We start from the raw sequence: 24,537 nt of genomic DNA, 5'->3' as shown, positions 1-24,537 counted from the left end.
TTCAGATATCAAAGGTATGCTGGAATCATTAGTAAGACAATTATGAATTAAATAAAAATGTCTAATGAAACCGGCACATATTAAAAGCCAAAGACAAAAAGAGATTCGTCGTATTCAAAAAAGGCAGCGTAAAATCTGGAAAAAACAACGAAATCTAGGATATATAAAATTAGAAAAACCTATTCGTCATGGTTGGTTTAAAGAATCTGTAATTACCAAAAATGTAGAAAAATATAAAAATCAAAAATACATTGAAGAATTACATAAAAAGTTAGAAAAATCATTTTGGGGAAGAACCAAAGAAGAAGCTGATAAAAAATGGCTTCAGGAAACTTCAAAATATTTAATTAACAAAGAATTGCCAACCATAAGTCGTAGATCCTTTAATAAGCTTAGTGATGGTGCACAAAGAATGTGTGTTCCCTTCAGGTATTATACTAAGGAAAAGAAATTAAAGCTTCGGTTTTATGTCAATCTACCGAAAGGTACATATAGGATCAAATTTACAAAAGCTTATGTAACACATAGCAAACGAATAGATCCAAAACTGGAAAGTGAAGATGCATTACTAGACCAAAGGTTGTTAAAAAATGGATACTTCGAGGAGGTACAAAAACAATACAACTGGAAAGATTATTGGCAGATTTCAAAAGGAAGAAAAGAAAAGCTCAAAACGAATAGCAAATTAAGGGATCTTAAAAAACATAAGATCCAAGAAATTATAAAAGAAGAAATATTATGGGAAAGAAATTAAGCGGAAAAGACTTAATCAAATTAGGCTTTCCAAAAAACAATAGTATTAATGTGACGTTGGGTCAGATTAATCGATATCAAAAAAGAGTAAAAAAAGAACACATATTAATAGAAGCTAAAAAGGTATTATTAAATCCAGAAGCCTATCAAGGTGATGGCGTATGGGGTAAGATTGCTGAGAGTTTACTAAAGCCAGTGGAAGTAAAAAAACACGCTTTAAAAACTACCAGATCACCATTTCAGATTTATGGCGAAAATGAAATCGATGAGCAAGCAAAATATCAATTGTATGATGCACTAAAATTACCCGTTGCAGTTGCGGGAGCTTTAATGCCAGATGCACATAGCGGATATGGTTTGCCAATTGGTGGAGTACTTGCCACAAAAAATGCAGTGATTCCATATGGTGTTGGAGTAGATATCGGATGTAGAATGTGTCTAACAATTTATCCGATTGCTATCTCCTATTTAAAAGGGAAAAAGCATCAATTGGAAAACATATTGTCTGAGCATACCAAATTCGGGATGTATGAAACCCATAAAATAAAGCATGATCATGAGATCTTTGAAAGAGAAGAGTTTAAGAACATACCTCTAGTAAAAAGATTGAAAGACAAAGCATATAAACAATTGGGTACTTCTGGTGGTGGTAATCATTTTGTAGAATTTGGAACTGTAGATATTACAGACAAAGCGAATGAATGGGGATTAGATATAGGAACTTATATAGGTGTATTATCCCATAGCGGATCTCGAGGATTGGGAGCAAATATCGCAAAACATTATACCTATTTAGCAACCAAACAATGTCCATTACCAAAACATGTGCAACAATTAGCATGGTTGGATCTAAATACGCATGATGGCCAAGAATATTGGTTGGCTATGAATCTTGCCGGAGATTATGCGCAAGCATGTCACGATGATATTCATGCTAGAATCGGAAAGTTATTAGGATCACGACCTGTTGCAAAAATTGAAAATCATCACAATTTTGCTTGGAAACAAGAAGTAAACGGCGAAGAATGTATAGTGCATAGAAAAGGAGCTACTCCTGCTGCCAAAGGCGAGTTAGGAATTATTCCGGGATCTATGACAGCTCCAGGATTTATAGTAAGAGGATTAGGTAATTCAGAAAGTTTACAATCCGCATCTCATGGAGCAGGAAGATTACATTCTAGAAGAAAGTGTAAAGAGAAATTCACCAAAAGTGACATCAAAAAACAATTAAAAGCAAATGATGTTACCCTAATCGGCGGAGGAATTGATGAAGCACCAATGGCGTACAAGGATATTACTAAAGTAATGGCAAACCAACAAGAATTGGTTGAGGTAGTTGGAACATTCGCACCAAAAATCGTGAGAATGGATAAGTAAGATATTGAGGAGTTTAATACATCAAAAACTCCTCAATGTTCATAAAAAGAATATTAAAATGAAAACTAAAATAATTCAAATAACGGCTGGAAGAGGACCTACAGAATGTAGCTGGGTAGTAGCGCAAGTGTTAAAGCTATTTCTAGAAGAAATTAAAAATAGTGGATTTACTTATAATGTTATTCAGAGAGACAAAGGCTCTGAAAATGGAACTGTGCAATCCGCAACCATACAGCTAAAAGGAAAAGAAATAGACATCTTTTTATCATCATGGCTAGGAACCATTCAGTGGATTGGTACTTCTAAATTCAGGAAGTACAATAAACGAAAAAATTGGTTCATTGGAATGTATGAAGTCAAACAGATTCAACTTGTAGTTCTAAAGGAAAAAGATATTTCTTTTCAGACAATGCGAAGTTCAGGACCTGGAGGCCAAAACGTAAACAAAGTGAATTCTGCAGTTCGCGCTACCTATAATCTCACAGGAGATCAAGTAGTTGTAATGGATAGCAGGTCACAACATCAAAATAAAAAAATCGCAATAGAGCGATTAAAAGAAAAAGTAAATCAGAGTCAATTAAATAATCTTAAAAAATCTTTATCTGATCAATGGGAAAATCATTTGAGTGTTCAACGGGGTAACCCAATTAAGATATTTAAAGGAGCTGATTTCAAAAAACAATATAAAAAACAATCATACGCATCGAATCGACAACAGTTAAAAAAAGATTTGCGTAACGAATTAAAAAACTAGGATCATGGGAAATTTACTAGACAAATATCTATTTCAAGCTTTGGATGCATATCCTTATAACTTAGAAGAAGCTGTAGAATCTTTAAACTATGCCTTGTCATATGATGACAAAAACCCTGTAGCTCTTTGTTTAATGGGTCAGATTTATGCAGAAAATCTTAGAAATTATGAAACTGCAAAGGAATATTATCAGCAGGCTTTGGCCGAAGATATTTACGCATTAGACGTGTATCCGAAATATATCAATGTATTGCTTTGGAATGAAGATTATAATGAAGCAGAAAAATTAATTGACTTTGCATTGACCTTAAAAGGTACAGATAAAGCTGTTCTATATATGCAAAAAGGAATTCTATTCGAACAAAAAAAAGCATATAAGAAAGCACTTAAAGTCCTAAAAAATGCCAAAGTACATACCTACAACAACTACTTGATAAGTGATATTGAAGGTGATGAAAAAAGGATTAAGGACAAAATGCCTAAGAAGAAAAAAAAGAAGAAAGAAAATAAAACCAATAAGACTTCTAAAAAGTCAAAAAAGAAAACGAAATAATAATGATTGGCCATCCCAATAAAGGCTGGAATGACAAAATAAAGAAAGAAGTATGGGAGCGCCACACAACAAAAAAAAATATGGAGAATTATGGCCCAGTTATAGAATCCAATGTGCATTAGAAATATTAATACCTCTTAAAGATTTCGTTATTCTATCGGGAGGTTGGGCATGGCATTTTTTATCACCAATAGGCCATACAGAATATAAACACGCTCATGATCATAAGGATATAGATCTTTTTGTAGATCCTAAAAAGGTAGCTCAGGTAATGTATATACTACAAGAAAATGGTTTTCAAAAAGTATGGACACGTTATGACAAGTTACCAAGTGATGAGAATTTTAGACGTTATGAAAAAATAGTACTAATGGAAAATGAAAAATCAGTACGAATAACAATTGACTTTTTTGTAAAATCTAATATCCCATCTCGAAAAGTTAAAGGATGGACAATCGTGAAACCTTCTTATTTATTAGGACTGTATTCTAATATACATTCTAGTGATAAATGCTGGGCAGTACAATCCGCGATTAAATTATTAGATCAAAACATGGATCCTTTAGATAGAGAGGAATTAGTGACTATTCCGAAAAAATAAAACACATCATACCCCACAAGTCTTAAAATCTTATGGGGTATATAACACAAAATTAAATGATAACAACAAATACAATTATAATCATAGATTTAGAGGCAACCTGTTGGAACGGTTCTATCCCAAAAGGACAAGTACATGAAATCATAGAGATAGGAATTTGTTTATTGAATACCCAAACCGAAGAAGTTTCTAAAAATAAAGGAATCTTAATCAAACCTGAACGATCCGAAGTAAGTTCCTTTTGCACAGAACTAACAACCATCACTCAAGATTTGTTAGATAACGAAGGGATTTCGTTCAATGAAGCCTGTGAAATTCTTAGAGATGAATACCAAGGGTATCAATATACCTGGGCAAGTTATGGGCAATATGATCTAAATATGATGAAAAAACAATGTAGCTTCAGAGAAATATCCTACCCTTTATCAGAAAATCACATCAACGTGAAAGAACTTTTTACTAAGACCAAAGGGCTGCAAAAAAAAGTTGGAATGAAAGGAGCATTAGGAATATTAAATATGCCATTAGATGGAACACATCATAGAGGTATTGATGATGCTAAAAATATTGCCAAAATTTTGAGCTGGTGTATTACTCAAAATAAGGGGTGAATTAGAGAAGGGAAAATTCAAACAAACATAAATTGTTAATTTTTAATAATTTTATGTTAATGGTTTTACAGTAATGTAGTTACAATCTTACAATAATTTGTAAGAAATTACGTGTATTTCATCGATTTTTTCGATTAAAAACCTGTTTTTAATCTATTTTTTAGGTAACTTATCTAACTACTAACAAAAAAACCCCTAAAATAACTTCAAGATGAAAGCTCTTAAAACCTTATTCTTTTTTTTAATTTCATTGTCATTTTTCAACATCAATTCACAAGAAATTGTAGATCATAATCCGTGGGATCAGATTCTGGTTCTCAACGTAACTGATGAAGGATTGGTTGATTATGATGGTGTCACAAATGATGTATTAGTATTTTATAAATACTTTAGATATCTACAGAATATTTCTCCAGAAGATCATTGGAGTAAAGAAGAAAAGTTAGCTTACTGGCTTAATGTGTACAATGCTACTGTTATGAAAATGATCATTGATGAATATCCTATAGCATCCATAAATCAAATAGAAAATCCATGGAAAAGAAAAGCATTTAAATCGAATGATATTCGATATAGTTTAGATGACATTGAGCATAGTATCTTAAGAAAATTTGGAGATCCTAGAATTCATTTTTTACTTAATTGTGGTTCTATGTCCTCACCAAGATTATGGAATAGAGCATATACCAGCAGTAATATAGATTATGCTTTAGAGGAAAGAACCAAAGAATTTATTAATGATCCACAGAGAAATCAAATTAATTCTAAAACAGTTAGAATCTCCCAATTATTCGAATGGTACGAAGATGATTTTGTCAGTAATCATATGGATGTAATCGATTTTATAAATGAATATTCAACGATTACTATAGATAAACAAATAACCAAAAAGTATGTTACCTATGATTGGAGCCTTAATAAAAATGACAAAAAAACTCCAATAACAAGCAATAATTAGCCTCTTTAACTTATCACCTTTTTATTCTTTTTAGCCAAAAATAATGTTCATATAATACTTTGGGTAGTATCCAACTTACACATCTTTATAACAAGATAAGGGTTTAAGATATTATCATTGTATACCAAATATGTAATCACTTTTAAAACCTAAATACACCTAATTATGACTAACATTACCAACCTTAAAATGACAACGGTAATATGCTGTTTAATGTTTTTTTCATCGGTATCTGCACAAACCATTATAAATGGATTTTTTCCACAAAAAAACGATTTTACTTTAGCCTCCTCTTATTCCTATAAAAGTTATGACAATTTTTTTCGCGGTAGTGATCAAACCAACTCCAATCCGATGAATATGGGAGAAATCTCATCAACTGTTATAAGTGTATATGGCGAATATGGCATACTTAATTGGTTATCTACTACGGTAACGCTACCTTATATTTCTACTCAAAATGAAACAGGAGTTTTAGATCCTGTATCCCAAACCGATGAAGTAAGTGGAGTTCAAGATTTAAGTCTTTTCTTAAAGGCAAAAGTTCTAGAAAAAAATCTGGATGCTGCAAAAGTAGCAATTGGAGGTGCTGCTGGTGTTTCTGTACCTGTAGGAGGATATGAAGAAGCTGGAATACTATCTTTAGGTAATGGAGCTACTGCTGTAGATGGTTGTGGTTTTATTCAACTTAGTACACCTTCCAATCTTTTTGTCGAATTACAGGCTGCTTATAGTTTAAGAAACAATTCAGATTTTGAAATTCCAAATGCTACTCTTTTTAGCGCTAAGCTTGGATACTATAACAAATGGTTTTATGCACATGCAAAAGTTGGAACTCAGAACTCTCTAGACGGACTAGACATAGGTACTCCCGAATTTGCAGCGGCTGGAGGCGCCCAAGCCTTGCCCGAAACCGAAGTAGATTATACCAATTTCTATTTTAATCTGTATGTTCCTATTTATAAACAAAGTATAGGAATATCATCTGGATACACTACCAATATGAGTGGAAAAAATTATGATCGAGCCTCAGGTTTTTCTCTAGGATTAGTATATAAAGCAGAGTAATCCGTATTCAATTAATCTATCTTAATTAACCTATTAATAAAAATTTACCCCGTGAAAAAAATATTCCTACTTATCGCCATTATGACACTGATTTCCTGTGAAAAAAATGATTTTATGTCGCTTGATGAAGAAATAATTGAGTATAAAATCGATAATGTACCTCAAAATACAGAAATGCTAACAGAAAGCCTTGAAGAACATTTTAGTTCTATAAAACTAACTAAAAATGAAATAAACAATCTTGTGCCGTTTAAAGGAAATAGCTTAAGAGATATCAATATGTAAACCGATATCTCTACTCCATAAATAATAAATACCATTTCCTGACTAAAGCCTCTGAATCAGTAATAAATTTTTATTACAATTAGAAAGTTATTTCTTAAATGGTTATTCAAGATTTAAAACGAAAAAATATAACATTTTAATTTAAACTTATTTTCATGAAAAAGATATACTTACTTATCGTTATTTTGGGTCTATTTTCCTGTGAAAATGATGATTATATATTACTCGACAAAGAAATAGATCAAACATCATTTTCAAAAGCACCTTCGGGGCCTACAGGATTAGACAAACAAGTCCTAGACCAGTTAGAAATCATTTCTGGAGGGATTGGGGCAGCTTATTTTATACTTCCAGAAAGCAATCAATATAACAGTATTCCACAAGATCCATTAAACCCTATAACGCCAGAAAAAGTGGCATTAGGAAAACTTCTGTTCCATGAAACGGCTACTGGAGGAAACCCTACAACGGGATCTAACTTATTTACATATTCATGTGCATCTTGTCATCACGCAGCAGCTGGTTTTAGTTCAGGTTTAAGACAAGGTATAGGAGAAGCGGGAATAGGTTTTGGCGCTAATGGAGAAGGTAGAACTTTTGACCCTAACATTGCGGTAAGTGACTCGGATATTCAACCCATAAAATCTCCAACAGTATTAAATGTAGCGTATCAAGATATAATGTTATGGAATGGACAGTTTGGAGGTTCCGGTACAAATCTTGGAACTGAAGCAAATTGGACAAATATTCCAGAAAACTTTATTGGTTTTGAAGGTGTAGAGGTACAAGCTATAAAAGGACAAGGAGTACACAGATTATTAATTGATGATAATTTTGCATCTACCTTTGGATATCAACAAATGTTTGATGATGCTTTTCCTGACTCTCCAGTTAATGAAAGGTATACTACTACTAATGCTGCCTTAGCAATTGCAGCGTATGAAAGAACTGTATTACCTAATCAATCCCCTTGGCAAGAATGGCTAAAAGGAAATTATGCCGCTTTATCCAATGATGAGAAAAAAGGAGCAAAGGCATTTTTTGGTGATGGAAAATGTTATCAATGTCATACTGGACCCGCTCTAAATGATAAAAATTTCTACGCTTTTGGTATGGGTGATTTTGATAACACAAGTGATGCGTTTGTGCTAGCAAATGTAAATTTTGAAGATGTAAAAAAAGGAAGAGGTGGTTTTACAAAAGTAACTTCTGATAATTATAAATTCAAGACTCCTACTCTCTATAACCTAACAGATAATGGTATTTACGGTCATGGAGGAACCTTTACCTCTATTAAAGAAGTAATTGAATATAAAATTGATGGGGTACCGCAAAATAATGAAGTGCCAACAGCAAACCTTGCAGAACAGTTTGGCGATATAAAACTAAACAAAACGGAAATAGATAATCTTGTATCGTTTATTGGAAATAGTTTAAAAGACCCTAATCTATCCAGATATGTACCTCAATCTATAAATTCAGGGAATTGTTTCCCGAACAATGATATCGCATCTAAGATAGATCTTGGATGTGATTGATTAACAATCTATAATAAATTAATGATTCCCTAAAACGCTAAATACCAAAATACAATGTCATTTTTATATCATGCAACAGCTCATTGAAGACTATTTCCCAAATAAAATAGCCTAACACAAATTGCTCAATGAGCTTGGCATGATTTCCCTTATTCCATTAGTATTCTTTTATCATCAATTTTAATATATCCGAATACTGATCACCAATATTTTTTTTAGAAAAAACGTCCCTTTTTTATCTAAATTAAAATTAGTTGATTGATGATCAGTTTATAAACAAATATCCATTCCCAATAAATGTATTTTATTTGCTTTCGGAATCATGAATTTTACGTTAATTAATTCGATGGTAAGTATAAAACGCATCTCTTTAAAAATACCCTACCCCCTTTTTTAAATTTTTATTAAAATATTTTCATTTTATGTTTTCTGGCTATTCATATCTTTAAACTTCATAATTATTATATTTACTAAAACAATCATATAAGGATGAAAGACAAATTATTTGAAGAGGTAATAGACAATTACGATGCACTAAAATATAGCTTACTAAAAGCACAAACTTTTGATGAATCTCATTTTGGTTTTCCGGAAATCTACTATAAGATTATGGAAACAGATAAACAGCGTGTAGATGCTTTCCATAAAGCTTTTCAGCTTAATAACAATTTTAAAGATGCTACAGTTTGCGAAATAGGTGTAGGTACACTGCCACTAACTAAATTATATATGCCTTATGTAAAAAAAGCATATCTAATAGAAAATAATCCTGATCTAATTCCTTTCATTAATAAAGAAATTGCTAAGTATCCTTGGGCAGAGAAAGTAGAAGTAATCTATGCTGATGCACTGACTGTAGATTTGCCTGAAAAAGTTGATTTTGTGGTTGGTGAATTAATGAGTATTTACTGCGCCAATGAGTTTCAGGTACAGATTTTTCAGCATATGCGAAATTTTTTAAAACCTGGCGGAAAATTATTCCCTAATCGAATTGTAAATTTTGCGAGGTTATGTGAAGCAGAAATCGATTCTAATGTTCATCATTACCCAGTTAATTTCACGAGACATCAGCCTATGTTTTTAACTCAACAATTTTTGGTTAACGAAATTGAATTGTTAAAAGAGAAAAAAGAAGGTGTAAAACTTAGTTTTTCGGTTCCAGTATTGTTTTCAGGAACAGTAAACGCTTTGTATTTAGAATCTTATGTAGAAATTACTGAAGGTTCAAATTTTACTGGAACTGATAGTTTAATGCCACCAACTGTTTTAAAAACTACCAACACCCAAGAAGTCAAGGCTGGAGATCTAGTTCATATCGATTTTAGTTTTGATTATGGTTCTTCTCTGGATGACATTAGCTGTGTATTATCATAAAATATATCCAAACTTTATTGAATAGTTTAAATAATAATTATGGACAAAATTCTTTCTTTTCTTTTTGGGGTTAAGAAATCTAAGTTTGAGATTACGAAAAAGGAATTAGAAGATATAACTAACAATTCAACTAATAAAGAAAGTAAACAAGAACAAAATACTATTAACGTAGATACAACTCCTTTATTTAAGGATAGTTTTTCGACATTATCAGATACTATTTTTAAGGAAGCTACAGAAAAATTTAAAATTAATAGATATAATTATTGGGCACCAAAATATACCAGTTTAAGATCTTATAAGTTTTTATCCGAACAACAAGTATCTTTTAAAAGAGATTTTCTTTACTGGATTACAAATGAGATTATTGAATTAGAGACAACTCCTGAAGTAGTACCTAATAGATTAAAGAATCAGTATTTCCAGGAGATACTAAATCTACTATTACGCTCGAATCTTCACTTTGAAGAAAAAGATTTTAAATATTTTATGAGCCTTTGGATAGAATATCCAACTTATATTACAATAGGTTCTATAACCTCCAGGTTACGAGAAAAATCCAAAAAAGATGGTATTAGTGAAGCGTTCTATAATTATCTAAAAAGATTTCTAAAAAGTCCAAGATTTAACAATCATTTTTATTCTTATTATAAAACTTCGAGAAATACTATACAGAAAGTACTCCATACTTATACTGTCGATAAAGATGAAAACCAACCTTTATTTTTGCTCGTCTCCGATCCTTTTGCTGATTACGTAAATAAATTTCTAAAAAACAGCAATCAAAAAGAACAGGATGCTTATTGTCAACTATTAAAAATCTTTGAGACTAATAAAGAATTTTATAATCCCTTTAAGTTACTAGTTTTAGTTGAAAAACATATTGATACTATTGGAAAGGACACCTATAAGAAACAAGTGGTAGGCTTTATAAAAAAAGCTTCAGTTTTCAAGCCCAAAATGAGCAATCTTAGAGTTGAAAAAGTAACATACAATACCGGTAGAGAAGTTCGGTATAATTGTCAATACATAAAAAAAGAAAATATAAGTATTTTAAAAAGTATGATTTTATCAATCGCAACTTTTAATAATAAAAAAAATGCAATCCCCCACCTTCTGAAAATTACAACTCGTTCTTTTTCCAATGCCAATGCTCTCAGGCTAGGAGAAACCTCTCAATCCTTGGGAAAACTATGCATATACACCTTGGCTTTTCAATATGATCAAAAAGGGAAGGATGAACTAAAAAAACTATATCAAGAAACTACTTATAAAGGTATTAAGAAAGAAATACTCGAATATTCGAAAATGTTAGAAGAACATAATGGAATAGGTCTAATATAAAACAGTTTTACTACAACTAATGTCTAATAAAATCAAGAAAATACTATCATTCTTTGGATTAAAAAAACCTTTAAAAATAACAGAAGATGAGTTAGTATATATTAATTCTGACACACTAGCTAAAGAAAAAGATATTATAGAGATTATTGACTTAGACAGTTTTAATACAGATATATCACAGGTTGAAGAATTGTTATTTGACATCTATGAAGAGGCTAAAATGACTTCGAATTACAAAGATTACGATCTTTATAAAATTGGTTTCAATTCTTTAGAACATTATAAAAAACTGATCACTTCGCACCCAGAAATCAAGAAACAATTTATCTATTATATTTCTGTAAGCGTATCAAAAAAAAATCGATCAAGACGCAAAAAAACTGTAGAAGCTAACCCAGAGATTCCTGAAAACTTTAAACTCGCTCTTAGTCAACTTGTTTTTAACTCCAAAATGAGATTAAACAATACTGATTTTACACATTTTTTTCAACTTTGGAAGAACACCTATCCATATTATTACCCATTACGTCCCTTATTACGACAGCTACAAAAACACTCCTTAGATCATAAAATAAGTCCAGAACTTAATACTTGTTTGCATTCTTTTATACGTTCTAAATCTATACAGTATTTACCTATAAAAGAGTATATGGAAGCCAAAAGTACTATTCATAGAATTATTCTAGAAAACAGTAAAATAAGCTTAGTACCTTCTTCATACGTTTTTCAATTATTACCTGATTCATTTGGAACACATGTAAATAAACTCCTCTCTGGAATGAATGAAAAGTACCAACATAATTTTTCTAAAATCCTAAAAATACTTGGTCAAGAAATAAATCAAAATACTGTAAAACAAATCAATGTATGTATTAGTAATATTGATGAAGATAAGTTTGACAGTTTTTTATATAACATAATTCGTAAATCCGCTTATTTAAAGCTAAGAAGCGTTACATTACGAAGTAAAGTGCATAACTCTAAAGATGATACTTATGGTGCTTATGAGCATGTATACATAGAGAATATTGATATAATCAAAGGTTTAGTATCCATTGCTGGTAATAGAAAAAATCTAAAATGCATCCAATTCATTACAACCATCCTAGAACGATCTTTTGGTGTAACATTAGGCACTAATTATGGTGCTACATCTAGATCTTTAGGTATTGTCTGTATTCAAACACTTGCATATAAATTTGATGTAGAAGGAAAAGATGAATTACGTAGATTGTATAAAAAAACTAGTTTTAAATTGATTAAAAAGCAAATTGAATTAGCTTCTAAAAAATTGACTGAAACAACAGGAGAAACATTACTCTAAAATATCCATATCAAATCCAATGATATCACGTATGCCAGGTTTTGAAATATCTTCTGGTTCAATTGGCGTTACATAATGCCAGAGGTCGTTTCCAAAAGTAAACTCCTCACCTGTATCAGCTTGAAAAATAAATTCTCCAGGTTCTAATACCTTAGTATAAATAAGCTCATTGTCTTTTGTAGTTGTTTTTTCATAAATCTGACTCTCAGCTCCTACTATATTTTGTCTATTAATTACTAAAGCAGACATGATATATTGCGCACCATCCTCGTGCACACCTTCTGGGGAATTTTCCCCTTTTATTTTTTCCTTAGAAATCGTTCGCATAAAGTGACTGGTAATCTGGATCTTCCTAGTTTCTGGATGTATCCTTTTTACCAAACCTGCCATTTTTTTTAGTAATTCAAAAAAGGATTTGTTTTCTACCGTATCCCTATCCGCCTGTTTAAAAACACGTTTCCATACTCTAAAATCATCAACATCTTGTTCAAAACCTTGTTCCACTATTCTTTCTACAAAATACTGATCATCCCAAATTTCAATTAAAAAAGTAGCTATATTACGCTGTCTTGTGATAGTAGATAACCGATCGAATTCTTGTTTTTGATCCTCATCGAGTTGCTGTATCCAATATGCTAAAACATCTATTGACTTTGTACCTTCAAAGTAAGGTTTATGAAGTTTTTCTATGGCTTCGGAATCTGAAGAAAAAGTAGTTTTTAAAAATGCAATTTGTTTACCTCTTACCAAATATACATCATCTTGTAATTGAGAAAAAAATGGTCTGAAAAAATGTAAAAAAGAACTTACATCTATTCTTAAATCAGCAACACTGCCAACTCGAATAGGTGATTTAATAGTTTTACCTATTCGCTTTGATATTTCTTTTTCGGTAATCATTTCTTAATTCTAACTTTCTTTGCAATATGATCTAAACATGCCTCTTTATTATGCAACCAATACGCATAAGGTATTGTAATAATCGGAATTTTCGTCCTAAATAGTGTTTTATACTGTTCTATAGAAAATGTTTTTTCCAATGTGCCAGGATACCCAACTAAATCAATACAGATGGTTTTTTGATTAAAAGTTACTAAAATATCCATTATATATCCTGCCAATGAATAATTTACCATAATATCTTGTTCATCAATCCCTAATTGAATTAATTCTTCGTGCACTTCTGTGGCAAAATTATCAATATATTCTTCTGTCTTATTATGCTGGTGATGTATTCTCGTTTCTGATAAATAATCAATGAGTAAATGTTTATTCTTAAAATTCTTAGCATCAAAAGAATAATACAAAAACTGTTTTTGTTTAGCACGAGTTATACTTACATTAAATACATCTTCCCTATCCAAATATTGAAAAACTGAACTACTAATATTGTTATCAATAGTAAATGTAATATACATCTGATCTCGTTCCTCTCCTTGAAACTCGAAAGGAGTTCCTACAGCAATTTTATGCTTTTTTATCGCAGCAAGATCATATTCTTCTATCTTATTCTTTAAGTGGTTTACCTGATCTCTAAAAGGAGAAAGAATACCTATTGTCGTTGCTACACCTGCAGCAACATTAATTTCATTATCAATTACTTCTTGTACATCTTCTAATATTTTTTCTGCTTCTTTAAGGTTCGTACCATCCTTTAGTTTTTCTCCTTCACAAAACACCCAATGTACGGCAGAAGATTTATGATGTATTTGTAAGTCCGACATTACCTTTAGTTTATCAAAATAGAACTTCTGATTACTATAACGTATAATACTAGGAACACTTCGATAATGCTCATCAAGAAAATGAACATTGGTGTTAGAAGGTAGTCGCTCCATGGCATAGTCCAGGAAACTTGTTTCCCTATAATTCATCACATCCTCACCTTTTATTAAACCATAATTATCAGCGGTACTTTCCATTACCTGTCTAGATAAAAAAGAAACATGTCTAAGCTGTTTTGGATCACCCACTATCACCACTTTTTTAGCTCTTGCTAGCACAGGAATCATAGTAGTAATATCACATTGAGAAGCTTCATCAATAATAGCTACGTCAAAAATATTATTTTCCAAAGGGAACACATCACTAACATCTGTTGACTTTGTAATCCAAATTGGTAAACACTGCAACACAGATATAAAATTTATATCCTGAAATAAGCGATCTCTTTCTACAATATCTTTTGTTTTTATGAGCTTTAATAATTGAGAAAAAGTTCGATCTTTTTGCAATAAACTAGAAATTTTATCTTTATACTTTAAAGAAATAATCTCTTTGATTAGTTTGTTTTTCTGATGAATATAATGATCTAATAACTCTATTAATTGCCAAAAGGGATATTCTTTTAATACTTGTTTAGATACATATTTGCGTTTTAATTTTTTAAAAAACGAAGGGTTATAATCCAAAAACAGTTCGGCATTTTTGATTTCTCTACTTTCTCTTTCCTTGATTTCTTCGCTTATTTCCTGAATCTTATTTTTAGCATAGTCAATTTCGCTTTGCTTTTTAGGAATAAAATAATCTCCCCCAGATTTTCTAAATCTAGTTATTGATTCTATTTTCTTTCTTAACGTAGCACGATGACTTCTTCCTGAACCTGCTCTAATAGAAAGACCTTTTACCCCTAAATCATGTATAATTTTATCCTGAAGTACATCGACTGCTTGATCTGATTTAGAACAGATCAATACACTTTTATTATGATATACTTGATCTAAAGCTAACGAAGCAATTGTATACGATTTACCTGTTCCTGGAGGACCAATTACTACAGTAACATCATTTGTCTTTACCGCCTGAATAATATCCAACTGTGACTCACTAAGGTTAGACGGAACATATACAGTTTCTTTTGATTTCTGCTCTTTTTTAATTTCTATTCTCCTTCTAGAGAAAAAACCTCGAAGAGTATCATTAAACAAATGCCTTTCCTTTATCTCATCAATTTCGTGCAAAACATCACGACTAGATTTTGACTTCTCTACTATACCTAAAGCAATCGAAGGAAGTAATTTTAATGAGGGTAATTTTAGATGACTTCTAAGTTTCTCTCCCGATATAAGCTCAGGTAAAATTTCTAAATCATTTGTATCTATTTTTACAAACTCCTTAAGTTTTTTAGCTATAACACTTATATCTTGACGACTTGGTTCTTGATCATTAATCAATGATTTTATCTCCAACACAAATGAATCATCTAGATTAAAATTAGACTTCAATACATTTAATAAAGCGTCATTAGCTCTGTTTTCGTCAAAATTATAATTTACATGATATAGTGCTTCATTATTGATCTCTAATGTCGCAGGAGTTACGATTAAAGGTGCACAAATTGTTCTCTTCTTTCCTAAAAAAGTTAACTTTCCAGTGATAAAAAAACTACAGGCAATGAATGTTTTTTCTTTTCTATGAATTTCAAGATACTTGTATAATTCTTCACCAAAGTTTGTTTTCATAAAGATAGAATCATCTTCACGATATAACTGATCAATTGTATTTAGAAAGAATCGTTTATGAACCTTTGTCCCTAAAAAATTTAATATATCATTATCCCTAAATTCTTGTTTATAACACTCCTGGTAATACGATAAGACTTTTTCTATGTGCATTTAGAATTCTATAAGTTTAAGCTTCTTCTTCGTCTTTTTGAAATCTTAAATAATCATCTACAGTTTGATTAACTGGTGGAATATCATCTTCTATGATGGTCTTTAGTAATTCTTCTGTAAGTGGTGTTATAGATACAATACGATTGGCTTGATATTCTATAATCTTTTCGAATAAATTTCTGGCAACTCTTGCATTACCAAAACTCTTATGTCTTTTCTCGTATAGTTTGTCGAATATAAATTCTAATTTCTCTTTTGCTTCATCCGCTAAAACAAAATCATTCTTTAGACAAAATAACTCAAAAATCCCTATTAATTCTTTAGGCTTATAGTGATCAAACGTAAAGTATCTATTAAATCGTGATTGCAATCCAGGATTAGATTCTATAAATTCTTCCATCTCATCGGGATATCCTGCTACAATAACAACTAATTGATCTCGATGATCTTCCATCTTTTTAAGTAATACCTCAACCGCTTCATTACCAAAATCTTTTTTATTATCCTTAGCCAAAGAATAGGCTTCGTCAATAAATAACACACCATCTAATGAAGTTTTTACCACCTCTTCTACTTTTAGCGCAGTTTGCCCGACATAACCTGCTACCATTCCTGTTCTATCGGTTTCCACAAGATGTCCTTTCTCCAGGTATCCCAAATGTTTATATATTTTAGAGACCAAACGTGCAACAGTTGTTTTCCCTGTTCCTGGAGGTCCCATAAAAACTGAATGCAATGAGTTATTTACATTTTTGAGTCCCTTTTCTTCTCTTAACTTCTGAACTTTTAAAAAATTAGATAATTCTTTAACCGAAGTTTTAATATTATCAAGACCAATCAATTCATTCAATTCGTCCATCACATCATCCAAGGTTTCATTCTCATCAATCTCTGTTTGCTTGACTCCTTCTAACTTTTCCTTTGGATGTTGTAATTTACCATTGATCTTCTTCAATAGCGTTGTTTCCTCTTCAGATATTGTACCATCCGCTTTGGTAACTAAAGAAGCTATTCTATATAAAAAAGAGGCAGAATTAGCAAAATGTTGACTATCCAATCGCTTTAAAAGTGATGGTAATAAAAATTCATTTTTATATTCTTCTCCCAAATCAAAAAGACTGGCTGTTTTGATCACTTCTATATTTTCATCAAATTTTTCCGATTGTACAAATTTGTTAATACGCTCTATAGATAATGAAGCAATAATATCATTTCCTTGAAGCTTTTCGAACATAAAAGCCAATAGAAATTTTACCTTCGCATCTGCCACTGTATTCTTCGCATCACTAAGTGGATATATCATATTGAATACCCTAATAATATCCTGAAGAATTACATGTTCCGCTTTAAACTCAATAGCATCATCTGATTTATGGACGATTGCATTGATTGTATTGGAAAATCGTTTATTATTATTCAGATCTTCAGCTAAGTTTTGAATCTTCTCTCCTTCATTTTTTAAGATCTGTAAAAAATCATAGTCGATATCAAACTCCTGAGTAGTATCTTCTTTCTGATTTACAAAATCTTTAAACTTATTAGTAAAGTCTGAAAGGCTCTTCTTCTCATCCTTCTTAGTCAACAATAAATCATCCACTAGGTCATTTAACAAAGAAATATGTTCTTTTGGAAAAGCACTGAACTTTACATCTTGGAATACCTCTTTTACTAAAGGAATCTTATTTTCTGCAATATGAATATGCTGTGTTGTAATAATAAAATCTAATTCATCCATAGATTCCTTTAAGGAATATAATACCAACAAATCTTCATCTTTAATTCTCAACGTAGAAAAAGCAGATGATATCGCTAATATTTTTAGGGGATTAATTGATTTTCCTTTAAAAAAAGCAGTTTTGTATTCCTGAGCTAACTTTGAAAAAAAATGATCTGTGGCCTTATGATATTTTCTGTTGGTCATTCTAATTTTATAAAATTTGATTTAGGATTTTAATGCTGCCTCTTTTTTCTTTTTTCCTCTCTTTTCAGCTTCTATCGCAATTATAATAAAACCAACTATTAAGGATAATAACGCAGTTAAAATCAAAATCCCCCATAACCCATTTTTAGGATAAACAGCTAAGCCTTTTGGAACCGTAACTCTTGTTCTCTCTCCAGTATCTAATAATGTTTCCCTTAGATTTATCAATACATTTGTTCTCTCTAAAGCGCTATTTGATTTTAAGTTTTGCAACTCTAATTGACTTGCTTTTAAATTCTTATACCAAAAACCAATATCTTCATTTGGAGTTTCCCATAACATAGAAGTATATCCACTTGTAATATTATTAGCTTCTAAATAATCAATCACTTTGGTCAGCTCGTCGTTAGCAAGTGCAATAGTATTTGCATCCGCTGCCCTTTTTAAATAGCCTGAAACATTCTGTTTAAACTGCACTTTTTTTGAAATTCGTACTCCAAAAATCACAAATGATGCTAAAATTAATGCTATACCTATTATGTTCTTCATTTATGTATATATTTTAGGATTATATTATTCCTACTCAGAATAATATCTTAAAAGAGCTAAGAGTATTGGTACTGACAAGGGAAAATCTAACTTCCCGCATCAATCTGCATCATAGCATCTTCTACTTCGTGCACTAATTCATCAAAATGAGCTAATCTTTTCGTTTCTCGATTTCGATTAAAAGGTAAATCAATGTCTATATGTTTTACAAACTGGGATGGTGCATGTTTCATAATATAAATGTCATCAGCTAAATACACTGCTTCCTGGATATCATGAGTAACAAATAAAATTGTAGGACTAAATTTTTCCCAGATACCAATTAATAAATCTTGCATTTGCAACCTAGTTTTGATATCTAAAGCACCAAAAGGTTCATCCATCAATAAAATTTCTGGATTAGACATCAAACTTCTAGCAATAGCTACACGTTGTAACTGTCCTCCAGAAAGTGTAGGGTATTGTGCATATTTTTTTTGATGTCCATCTAATCCAACAAGCTTAATCATCTCCATGGCCTTTTCATCACGCTCTTTTTTAGAAATTCCTTTAAAACGTAATCCTAACCCAACATTATCCAATACGGTCATCCAAGGTAAAGAAGAATACTGCTGAAACACCATACTTACCCTATTTTCCTTACTTACTGGCTTTCCTTTTACCAACACTGTTCCAGCTGTTGGCTCTTGTAAACCTGCTATGTAACGAAGTAATGTTGATTTCCCACATCCCGACATTCCTAATATCACAGAAAATTGTCCTTGCATGGGTTTATCTTCTACCAATAAATCTAAATTTTCTATTATTTTGGTCTTACCCCCATCATAAGATTGTGATATTCCTTTAAGTTCAATAACATTAGGAGCCTGAGGAGTATCTGTAAACTGTAATGCCATACTTAGTGTTTGTTTCCTTTGTTAATATGTTTAAAAGGGAATAATATTCTATCAATCATTACAAAAAGTCGATCTTGTAATATCCCTATAACTACAATGATAATAAGTATCGCAAAAGCTTTATCAATTCTACTTTGTCGTTTTGCTGTCCAGATTAGTTCTCCTATTCCTCCTCCTTTATTAAGCATCTCTACAATCGTAATATATGTCCAAGAGATTGCTGTCAATACTCGGATATCATCAATAATTTTAGAAAACACATACGGAACGTAAACTGTTCTGATTGTTTGCCAAGATGTTGCTCCTAAAGTAAAAACAGTATTGAGATAAACATTCTGGACCTCGTCGATCCGCTGAATGACGACAGGAATTAGATACACAATAATACCAAATGCAAGAAAAGACACCTTCATATCACTTCCTAATCCCAGCCACATAATAAAAATACCCGTCACTGCTGTTAAGGGAATAAATCTATATGAATTAATAATCTGACTAAATAATCCTCGGAATAATGGAATCAATCCTAACAAAAAACCAATCGGTATAGATACTAATATTGCCACTAGATATCCTAAAAAATTTAATTTAATAGAATAAAAAGTATTCCCAATTACATCATCATTTTTATTCAGATCAGGAAAAGCTTTAATAACCTTAATTGGTGATGGTAGCAAAGGGTACACCTTATTTTTCTTTAGTCCAAATGATGTCAGTTCTTCAAGACTCATTTGTTCTAAAGTATCGTAACTAGCAACTAAAAGAGAATCATTTTCATAGTACTTACGCTCACTTTGAGCGATCTTAGAAATATCTATCGATTCATCTTGTGTAATTACAGAGGTAGATAAAACTTCTGCTAACAAAAACCATAATCCAATTAGAATCAAAGCACCAATTACAGTAAGTATTGCCTTATCCTTTGATTCTAAGTTTCCCCTAAGTTCAAACAGTCTTTTAATCCCTACCATTAGTCTACTACCAGTTCAAAATCTGTTCTTCTATTCTTAGACTTACAATCCGCATTTTGGTTTCGCTCACATCCTGGAACTGGCTTGTCTGGACCATTTCCAAGGATAATAAATCTATTTGTTGGCATACTATGCTGTTGGATCAAATAATCTGCTACAGATTGTGCTCTCTTTTTAGACAAAGCAACATTAGGTCCTCTAGAACCAACATTATCAGTGTTTCCTTCAATTCTAATACGTGCATTAGCAAAAGCCTTTGCAATTGGTGTAAACTGAAGATCTATTAATTGCTTAGAGTTTTCATCTAATTGAAATTCTCCTGTTCTAAAACTAATACTTACTTTTTTAGAAGAAAGTGATTCTTTTTTCTCTAATGTTTTATCAACTGCGGTGAACTGCTTTTGTTGTTCTGCATTATGAGAAGCACCAGATAGTGATGTTTTATTCACTAAATCCTTAGTAGAAAGTAACCTCCAACTTTTTGCACCAGCAGTACTATACCCAAGGGCATTATATTTCACTTTCATTTTATTGTAAAGATCCTCTCCAGTAACACCTGTATAATTAGAATTCAACCCATAGAAATCTTTGTTATCTCCATGAGTAGCTAATCTTACATTATTTATAGCGTCATAACAGAAATCTTCTGGCTGTGATAATCCTTCCGCAAGAATTTTTGCTGCTTTTCTTTTGTTACTATCAGAATTATTTAATTCTGAAGCTCCTATCATCCATCCTTCATATAGATCTTGTAATTGTTCCTTATGAGTTTCGATAAATTCCTTTTTAGAAACGAAAACATCCGCAATAATATGAGTTGCATTTTTAGTGCTTTCTAATACTTTAGAACCTGCTACCTTCGCTACACAATCTGCATCATCTGGACTCCAAACTACAGCAGCATCTACCGTATTACTTTTAAAAGAATCCGCAGCATCAATTGCACTTGGTACTTCTATCAACTGAACATCTTTAGTAGTCATATCACTTGCCTCTAACAGCCATATTAGAAAAGAATGTGATGGTGTCATAGGTGCTACAGCAATTTTTTTACCTCTAAGATCACTTACTTTATTAATTCCTCTAGCCGCTACAATAGCATCTCCTCCACGACTCCAATCCGCTTGGAAAACAACTTGTGGTTGGTATTGTGATAATCCTTCTACTTCTGTAGGGAATGCATCTATAGTTGCCCACATTAAATCTATAGAACCATTTTTAAACGCATCTCTAGAAGCATCGAAATCATCAATAACTTCAAAATTCACCTTAAATCCATAGTCTTTATAGAATCTTGATGCTGTATTAGCTTTAAACCCTTCATTGAAATACTGTCCTCCAGCATATCCTCCCCAAGTAACAACTCCAACATTGATTACATCTTTATAACCTTCTTTTGTTTCTCCTTTATCAGAGGAAGAAGTTAATTCTTCTATTTTTTCTTTTGCATCTGGATTATTTCTTACAAATTTATTTAGTAAAAAGTATAATCCTCCTATGATGAGAACTACAATTAAAATTTTTGAAAACGGTGTTAATCTTCCTTTTGCCATGATTTTTGATTAGTGTTATTTTTTAATCCTCAAAATTAAATAAGTCTGAGTATTGGTTGTTCTGAGTTTTATTTTTTACAATTGGTGCGTCTAAATCTACACTATGTTGATCGTGTACCAATAAATCTTTTTGGTTCCCTAAAATAAGAGACACTCCTTCATTTTCCCATTTTTCTAGTAATTCTAAGCCTTCTTCTTCGAATATTCCATTCTGCAAATCAATAGAATCCATGAAGTTATTAGACATTTCCATAAAACGCTCCATCTCTCCTATCTTCATACTAACATCATCAGCTATTGCCTCTAATGCACGATCAAACATTTCTTTCTTATCATTATTTCCTGCAATAATGTTCATTGCAGATTTCATTGCAGAATGTCCAGCTCTTACCGCTTTTCTTTCTTGCTCCTTAACCATTACTTGATCCTCTATATCTTCTAATAAAATCTCAGAATTCTCATACATCTTGACTAAAACTCTATATAAGATTTCCATCTTTTTATAAAGTTCATCTAGTTTCATATTAGATTCCTTTAACCTACCTGCTTTTCTAGATTTAAGGATCATAATCCCTTTTTTATCTCTCTCTTTAGCAGCACTAGCAAGCTTTAGATTATTATTGATATTCTTTTTATTATCATATATAATGGTCTGCAAACGTTTCATTTGTCCTTTTAAGGAAGCAATCTGTTTATTCATCTTCTTTAAATTGCTATGAAGATCGTCTATATAACTTTTAAGAATTCCTATAGGATCAATCTGAATAAAAAGACCTGTTAACCAACGCATAAAAGATTTATACATATAGAAAATAAGGTTTCTCATTTTAGGATCTAATACGATATATATAAGTGCTCCTAATACAGCTAATAAAACTCCAAGATATAGCGTGTTTTCTACAATATTAATTAGAAAAGGAAGTACTTTATACAGTCCGTATAATCCACCAGCTCCTAAAAGTCCCATAAATAACATCCCGGTTTTACCTTCGGGTCTTTTCCAAAATGTTTTTGGTTTCAATGAGTTGTTGTCCATTTATTTTAAGTATTTCTGCATTTTAACAATATCTTCTTCGAATTGAGCTTTTAGATGGCTATAAGACACTTTAAAATCATTTTGTGTTTTATTAATCTTACTATTACTCTCTTCAACTTTTGCTTTTAAATCGCCTATTTGTTGTTGATGTTTCGCAATTTCTTCTGTTAATTTCTTAATCTGTTCCGATTTCTCTTTAATGATTGATTCAAATTGAGCGATTTCTCTTTCTCTACCTGACACTTTACTATCAAATTGATTTTTAAAAGCTCCTATAAATTGCTCATTTTCCTTATCTAAAACACCTACATAAAAATTAGTGGTCTGCAAAAGTTTATCCAGAGTTACTCCCATGGTAGAAGCTGTAGCAAAAGCCGAACGATATTTTGTCGCTTCATCCATTGGCATTTTTTCTAAAGCTTTAAGAGACTTTTTATATTCCAAATAATCAAATCCTTCCAGATTATTCTTTTCTATTGCCTGTAATAGTTTTTCAACTATTTTGGTATCCAACATTCCTTCTGAAGAAGAACTTACAGGATTATTAGGAAGTGGTGGTGGAATTGAAGCAGCAGAAGCAGCTGGCTTTTTATCCGAATTTACATCAACTTTTTCAGTTGATTCAGAAGTCTCTTTATTTTCTTCTTCAGAATCATCAACTATAAATAAGGACTTTAAATTTTTTAGCATGGTTAGTGAATTTAAACAAATTTAAAAAAATAAGTGTTTTTAGAAGGACCTAAGATAAGTATTTCCTCGTATACCTTTATAATATAGGTATCATCTAGCGTCAAAATGTTACAATTAATATTCTATATTCATTTTACAATTCGGTCCCAAGCAATTTTTAGTCCCAATAATAACACCAAGAAGAATACTACTAAATATTGAAATCTTCCTACGAAGAATACTCCAAAAAACATTCGCTGTAATATATATGTTATAATAAAGGTGATAATGATTATAATAAAAAGACCTGATAACTTTCCGAAACCTGGAATTTGAGACATCGGAATTGTCTTATTTATAATAATCAAACTTATTATCATAGATACTAAAGGAACAAAGTACGTTACTAAGTCCAATTGGAGTAAATTAGTTTTTAGAAAGAAAAAACTATATAATAATAAAACTAAAGCTAGCAAACCTGGTATTGTAACAGCATAAATTAAAATACCGTAGAAATAATTAATAGGTGGTTTGAAGTTAGAAGGTTTAATAAAAAGTAGTCCTATTAAGGAACAAGCAATTATTATTGCGAAATAACTTAATATAAGATTAGGGTTATTCCCAAACCAATTGATAAAATCTTGTACTGTCATTGTTGATAAAAGTACAAATATAGTTTTATATAATACTAGTTGCTATTTATCTAAAAATCAATTATATTGATTCTAAACTAGGAGATTAAACACAAAAAATACACTCAAAATTTGGTTTATACTTCTAGAATATTC

The 24,537-nt window shown here is 31.2% G+C and carries 23 protein-coding genes; 13 read left to right on the top strand and 10 right to left on the bottom strand.

The features are described 5' to 3' along the window. The first annotated feature begins 64 nt into the window (after nucleotides 1-64). The 13 genes from BMY33_RS15310 to BMY33_RS15255 all read left to right on the top strand — a co-directional run bounded on the left by BMY33_RS15310 (nucleotide 65) and on the right by BMY33_RS15255 (nucleotide 12,540). Complete coding sequence (locus tag BMY33_RS15310; RefSeq protein WP_091410158.1) at nucleotides 65-754, top strand: hypothetical protein; 690 nt, start codon at nucleotides 65-67, stop codon at nucleotides 752-754. Next, complete coding sequence (locus tag BMY33_RS15305; RefSeq protein WP_091410157.1) at nucleotides 739-2,130, top strand: RtcB family protein; 1,392 nt, start codon at nucleotides 739-741, stop codon at nucleotides 2,128-2,130. The genes BMY33_RS15310 and BMY33_RS15305 overlap by 16 nt, the downstream gene beginning before the upstream one ends. Nucleotides 2,131-2,188: 58 nt before the next feature. Then, nucleotides 2,189-2,884 (top strand): peptide chain release factor H, encoded by a 696-nt coding sequence (gene prfH / locus BMY33_RS15300; RefSeq protein WP_091410155.1) that lies wholly within the window; start codon nucleotides 2,189-2,191, stop codon nucleotides 2,882-2,884. 4 nt (nucleotides 2,885-2,888) lie between these two features. Further along, nucleotides 2,889-3,437: a tetratricopeptide repeat protein gene (locus BMY33_RS15295; RefSeq protein ID WP_091410154.1), complete on the top strand. Its 549-nt coding sequence runs from the start codon at nucleotides 2,889-2,891 to the stop codon at nucleotides 3,435-3,437. Nucleotides 3,438-3,489: 52 nt separating this feature from the next. After that, nucleotides 3,490-4,038, top strand: a complete 549-nt coding sequence (locus BMY33_RS15290) for a hypothetical protein (protein WP_091410152.1) — start codon at nucleotides 3,490-3,492, stop codon at nucleotides 4,036-4,038. Nucleotides 4,039-4,094: 56 nt separating this feature from the next. After that, nucleotides 4,095-4,649, top strand: coding sequence for a 3'-5' exonuclease (locus tag BMY33_RS15285; RefSeq protein WP_091410150.1), 555 nt, complete (start codon nucleotides 4,095-4,097; stop codon nucleotides 4,647-4,649). Between the two features lie 211 nt (nucleotides 4,650-4,860). Further along, nucleotides 4,861-5,607 carry a DUF547 domain-containing protein gene (locus tag BMY33_RS15280; protein WP_091410149.1) on the top strand — a complete coding sequence of 249 codons (747 nt, stop codon included), beginning with the start codon at nucleotides 4,861-4,863 and terminating at the stop codon, nucleotides 5,605-5,607. A 165-nt stretch (nucleotides 5,608-5,772) separates the two neighbouring features. Continuing rightward, nucleotides 5,773-6,675 carry a hypothetical protein gene (locus BMY33_RS15275; protein ID WP_139195669.1) on the top strand — a complete coding sequence of 301 codons (903 nt, stop codon included), beginning with the start codon at nucleotides 5,773-5,775 and terminating at the stop codon, nucleotides 6,673-6,675. Nucleotides 6,676-6,726: 51 nt separating this feature from the next. Then, on the top strand, nucleotides 6,727-6,960 hold the full coding sequence (locus tag BMY33_RS23290; RefSeq protein ID WP_139195668.1) for a hypothetical protein: 234 nt from the start codon (nucleotides 6,727-6,729) through the stop codon (nucleotides 6,958-6,960). Nucleotides 6,961-7,115: 155 nt separating this feature from the next. Continuing rightward, nucleotides 7,116-8,498, top strand: coding sequence for a cytochrome-c peroxidase (locus BMY33_RS15270; protein WP_091410145.1), 1,383 nt, complete (start codon nucleotides 7,116-7,118; stop codon nucleotides 8,496-8,498). A gap of 489 nt (nucleotides 8,499-8,987) precedes the next feature. After that, complete coding sequence (locus BMY33_RS15265; protein ID WP_091410144.1) at nucleotides 8,988-9,872, top strand: rRNA adenine N-6-methyltransferase family protein; 885 nt, start codon at nucleotides 8,988-8,990, stop codon at nucleotides 9,870-9,872. A gap of 39 nt (nucleotides 9,873-9,911) precedes the next feature. Beyond that, nucleotides 9,912-11,216: a hypothetical protein gene (locus tag BMY33_RS15260; protein WP_091410142.1), complete on the top strand. Its 1,305-nt coding sequence runs from the start codon at nucleotides 9,912-9,914 to the stop codon at nucleotides 11,214-11,216. Nucleotides 11,217-11,235: 19 nt separating this feature from the next. Continuing rightward, a complete protein-coding gene (locus BMY33_RS15255) occupies nucleotides 11,236-12,540 on the top strand; it encodes a hypothetical protein (RefSeq protein WP_091410141.1) in 1,305 nt (434 codons plus the stop codon). On the opposite strand, the gene BMY33_RS15250 is transcribed toward BMY33_RS15255, so the two are convergent. The 10 genes from BMY33_RS15250 to BMY33_RS15205 form a co-directional block, all read right to left on the bottom strand. Continuing rightward, entirely contained in the window at nucleotides 12,532-13,440 is a 909-nt protein-coding gene (locus BMY33_RS15250) for a 2OG-Fe dioxygenase family protein (RefSeq protein WP_091410139.1), read from the bottom strand. The genes BMY33_RS15255 and BMY33_RS15250 overlap by 9 nt on opposite strands. Beyond that, a complete protein-coding gene (locus tag BMY33_RS15245) occupies nucleotides 13,437-16,154 on the bottom strand; it encodes a DEAD/DEAH box helicase (protein WP_091410138.1) in 2,718 nt (905 codons plus the stop codon). The genes BMY33_RS15250 and BMY33_RS15245 overlap by 4 nt, the downstream gene beginning before the upstream one ends. Nucleotides 16,155-16,170: 16 nt before the next feature. Further along, nucleotides 16,171-18,075, bottom strand: coding sequence for an AAA family ATPase (locus BMY33_RS23710; RefSeq protein WP_211482399.1), 1,905 nt, complete (start codon nucleotides 18,073-18,075; stop codon nucleotides 16,171-16,173). A 21-nt stretch (nucleotides 18,076-18,096) separates the two neighbouring features. Further along, nucleotides 18,097-18,624, bottom strand: coding sequence for a hypothetical protein (locus BMY33_RS15235; RefSeq protein ID WP_091410136.1), 528 nt, complete (start codon nucleotides 18,622-18,624; stop codon nucleotides 18,097-18,099). 86 nt (nucleotides 18,625-18,710) lie between these two features. Continuing rightward, nucleotides 18,711-19,520 carry an ABC transporter ATP-binding protein gene (locus BMY33_RS15230; RefSeq protein ID WP_091410134.1) on the bottom strand — a complete coding sequence of 270 codons (810 nt, stop codon included), beginning with the start codon at nucleotides 19,518-19,520 and terminating at the stop codon, nucleotides 18,711-18,713. Between the two features lie 2 nt (nucleotides 19,521-19,522). Beyond that, the gene (locus BMY33_RS15225; protein ID WP_091410132.1) at nucleotides 19,523-20,491 is read right to left on the bottom strand and encodes an ABC transporter permease; all 969 of its coding nucleotides are present in this window, start codon (nucleotides 20,489-20,491) and stop codon (nucleotides 19,523-19,525) included. Continuing rightward, nucleotides 20,491-22,044, bottom strand: a complete 1,554-nt coding sequence (locus tag BMY33_RS15220; RefSeq protein WP_091410130.1) for a phosphate ABC transporter substrate-binding/OmpA family protein — start codon at nucleotides 22,042-22,044, stop codon at nucleotides 20,491-20,493. The genes BMY33_RS15225 and BMY33_RS15220 overlap by 1 nt, the downstream gene beginning before the upstream one ends. A gap of 22 nt (nucleotides 22,045-22,066) precedes the next feature. Then, nucleotides 22,067-23,080, bottom strand: coding sequence for a hypothetical protein (locus BMY33_RS15215; protein ID WP_091410128.1), 1,014 nt, complete (start codon nucleotides 23,078-23,080; stop codon nucleotides 22,067-22,069). Next, nucleotides 23,081-23,770 carry a hypothetical protein gene (locus BMY33_RS15210; RefSeq protein WP_091410126.1) on the bottom strand — a complete coding sequence of 230 codons (690 nt, stop codon included), beginning with the start codon at nucleotides 23,768-23,770 and terminating at the stop codon, nucleotides 23,081-23,083. Nucleotides 23,771-23,898: 128 nt separating this feature from the next. After that, the gene (locus tag BMY33_RS15205) at nucleotides 23,899-24,402 is read right to left on the bottom strand and encodes a hypothetical protein (RefSeq protein WP_091410124.1); all 504 of its coding nucleotides are present in this window, start codon (nucleotides 24,400-24,402) and stop codon (nucleotides 23,899-23,901) included. Between the last annotated feature and the right edge of the window lie 135 nt (nucleotides 24,403-24,537).

This window comes from Aquimarina amphilecti, from assembly GCF_900109375.1.
Lineage (GTDB): Bacteria > Bacteroidota > Bacteroidia > Flavobacteriales > Flavobacteriaceae > Aquimarina > Aquimarina amphilecti.
Note: the sequence above shows the minus strand (reverse complement) of the source record. Positions and strands in the feature narration are given on the sequence as shown.

Coding starts and splice junctions, on each gene's coding strand:
- BMY33_RS15255 (WP_091410141.1), top strand. CDS start 11,236: ATGTCTAATAAAATCAAGAAAATACTATCATTCTTTGGATTAAAAAAA.
- BMY33_RS15310 (WP_091410158.1), top strand. CDS start 65: ATGAAACCGGCACATATTAAAAGCCAAAGACAAAAAGAGATTCGTCGT.
- BMY33_RS15270 (WP_091410145.1), top strand. CDS start 7,116: ATGAAAAAGATATACTTACTTATCGTTATTTTGGGTCTATTTTCCTGT.
- BMY33_RS15305 (WP_091410157.1), top strand. CDS start 739: ATGGGAAAGAAATTAAGCGGAAAAGACTTAATCAAATTAGGCTTTCCA.
- BMY33_RS15295 (WP_091410154.1), top strand. CDS start 2,889: ATGGGAAATTTACTAGACAAATATCTATTTCAAGCTTTGGATGCATAT.
- BMY33_RS15275 (WP_139195669.1), top strand. CDS start 5,773: ATGACTAACATTACCAACCTTAAAATGACAACGGTAATATGCTGTTTA.
- BMY33_RS15290 (WP_091410152.1), top strand. CDS start 3,490: ATGGGAGCGCCACACAACAAAAAAAAATATGGAGAATTATGGCCCAGT.
- BMY33_RS15205 (WP_091410124.1), bottom strand. CDS start 24,402: ATGACAGTACAAGATTTTATCAATTGGTTTGGGAATAACCCTAATCTT.
- BMY33_RS15225 (WP_091410132.1), bottom strand. CDS start 20,491: ATGGTAGGGATTAAAAGACTGTTTGAACTTAGGGGAAACTTAGAATCA.
- BMY33_RS23710 (WP_211482399.1), bottom strand. CDS start 18,075: ATGACCAACAGAAAATATCATAAGGCCACAGATCATTTTTTTTCAAAG.
- BMY33_RS15235 (WP_091410136.1), bottom strand. CDS start 18,624: ATGAAGAACATAATAGGTATAGCATTAATTTTAGCATCATTTGTGATT.
- BMY33_RS15250 (WP_091410139.1), bottom strand. CDS start 13,440: ATGATTACCGAAAAAGAAATATCAAAGCGAATAGGTAAAACTATTAAA.
- BMY33_RS15215 (WP_091410128.1), bottom strand. CDS start 23,080: ATGGACAACAACTCATTGAAACCAAAAACATTTTGGAAAAGACCCGAA.
- BMY33_RS15265 (WP_091410144.1), top strand. CDS start 8,988: ATGAAAGACAAATTATTTGAAGAGGTAATAGACAATTACGATGCACTA.
- BMY33_RS15245 (WP_091410138.1), bottom strand. CDS start 16,154: ATGCACATAGAAAAAGTCTTATCGTATTACCAGGAGTGTTATAAACAA.
- prfH (WP_091410155.1), top strand. CDS start 2,189: ATGAAAACTAAAATAATTCAAATAACGGCTGGAAGAGGACCTACAGAA.
- BMY33_RS15260 (WP_091410142.1), top strand. CDS start 9,912: ATGGACAAAATTCTTTCTTTTCTTTTTGGGGTTAAGAAATCTAAGTTT.
- BMY33_RS15280 (WP_091410149.1), top strand. CDS start 4,861: ATGAAAGCTCTTAAAACCTTATTCTTTTTTTTAATTTCATTGTCATTT.
- BMY33_RS15230 (WP_091410134.1), bottom strand. CDS start 19,520: ATGGCATTACAGTTTACAGATACTCCTCAGGCTCCTAATGTTATTGAA.
- BMY33_RS15220 (WP_091410130.1), bottom strand. CDS start 22,044: ATGGCAAAAGGAAGATTAACACCGTTTTCAAAAATTTTAATTGTAGTT.
- BMY33_RS15210 (WP_091410126.1), bottom strand. CDS start 23,770: ATGCTAAAAAATTTAAAGTCCTTATTTATAGTTGATGATTCTGAAGAA.
- BMY33_RS15285 (WP_091410150.1), top strand. CDS start 4,095: ATGATAACAACAAATACAATTATAATCATAGATTTAGAGGCAACCTGT.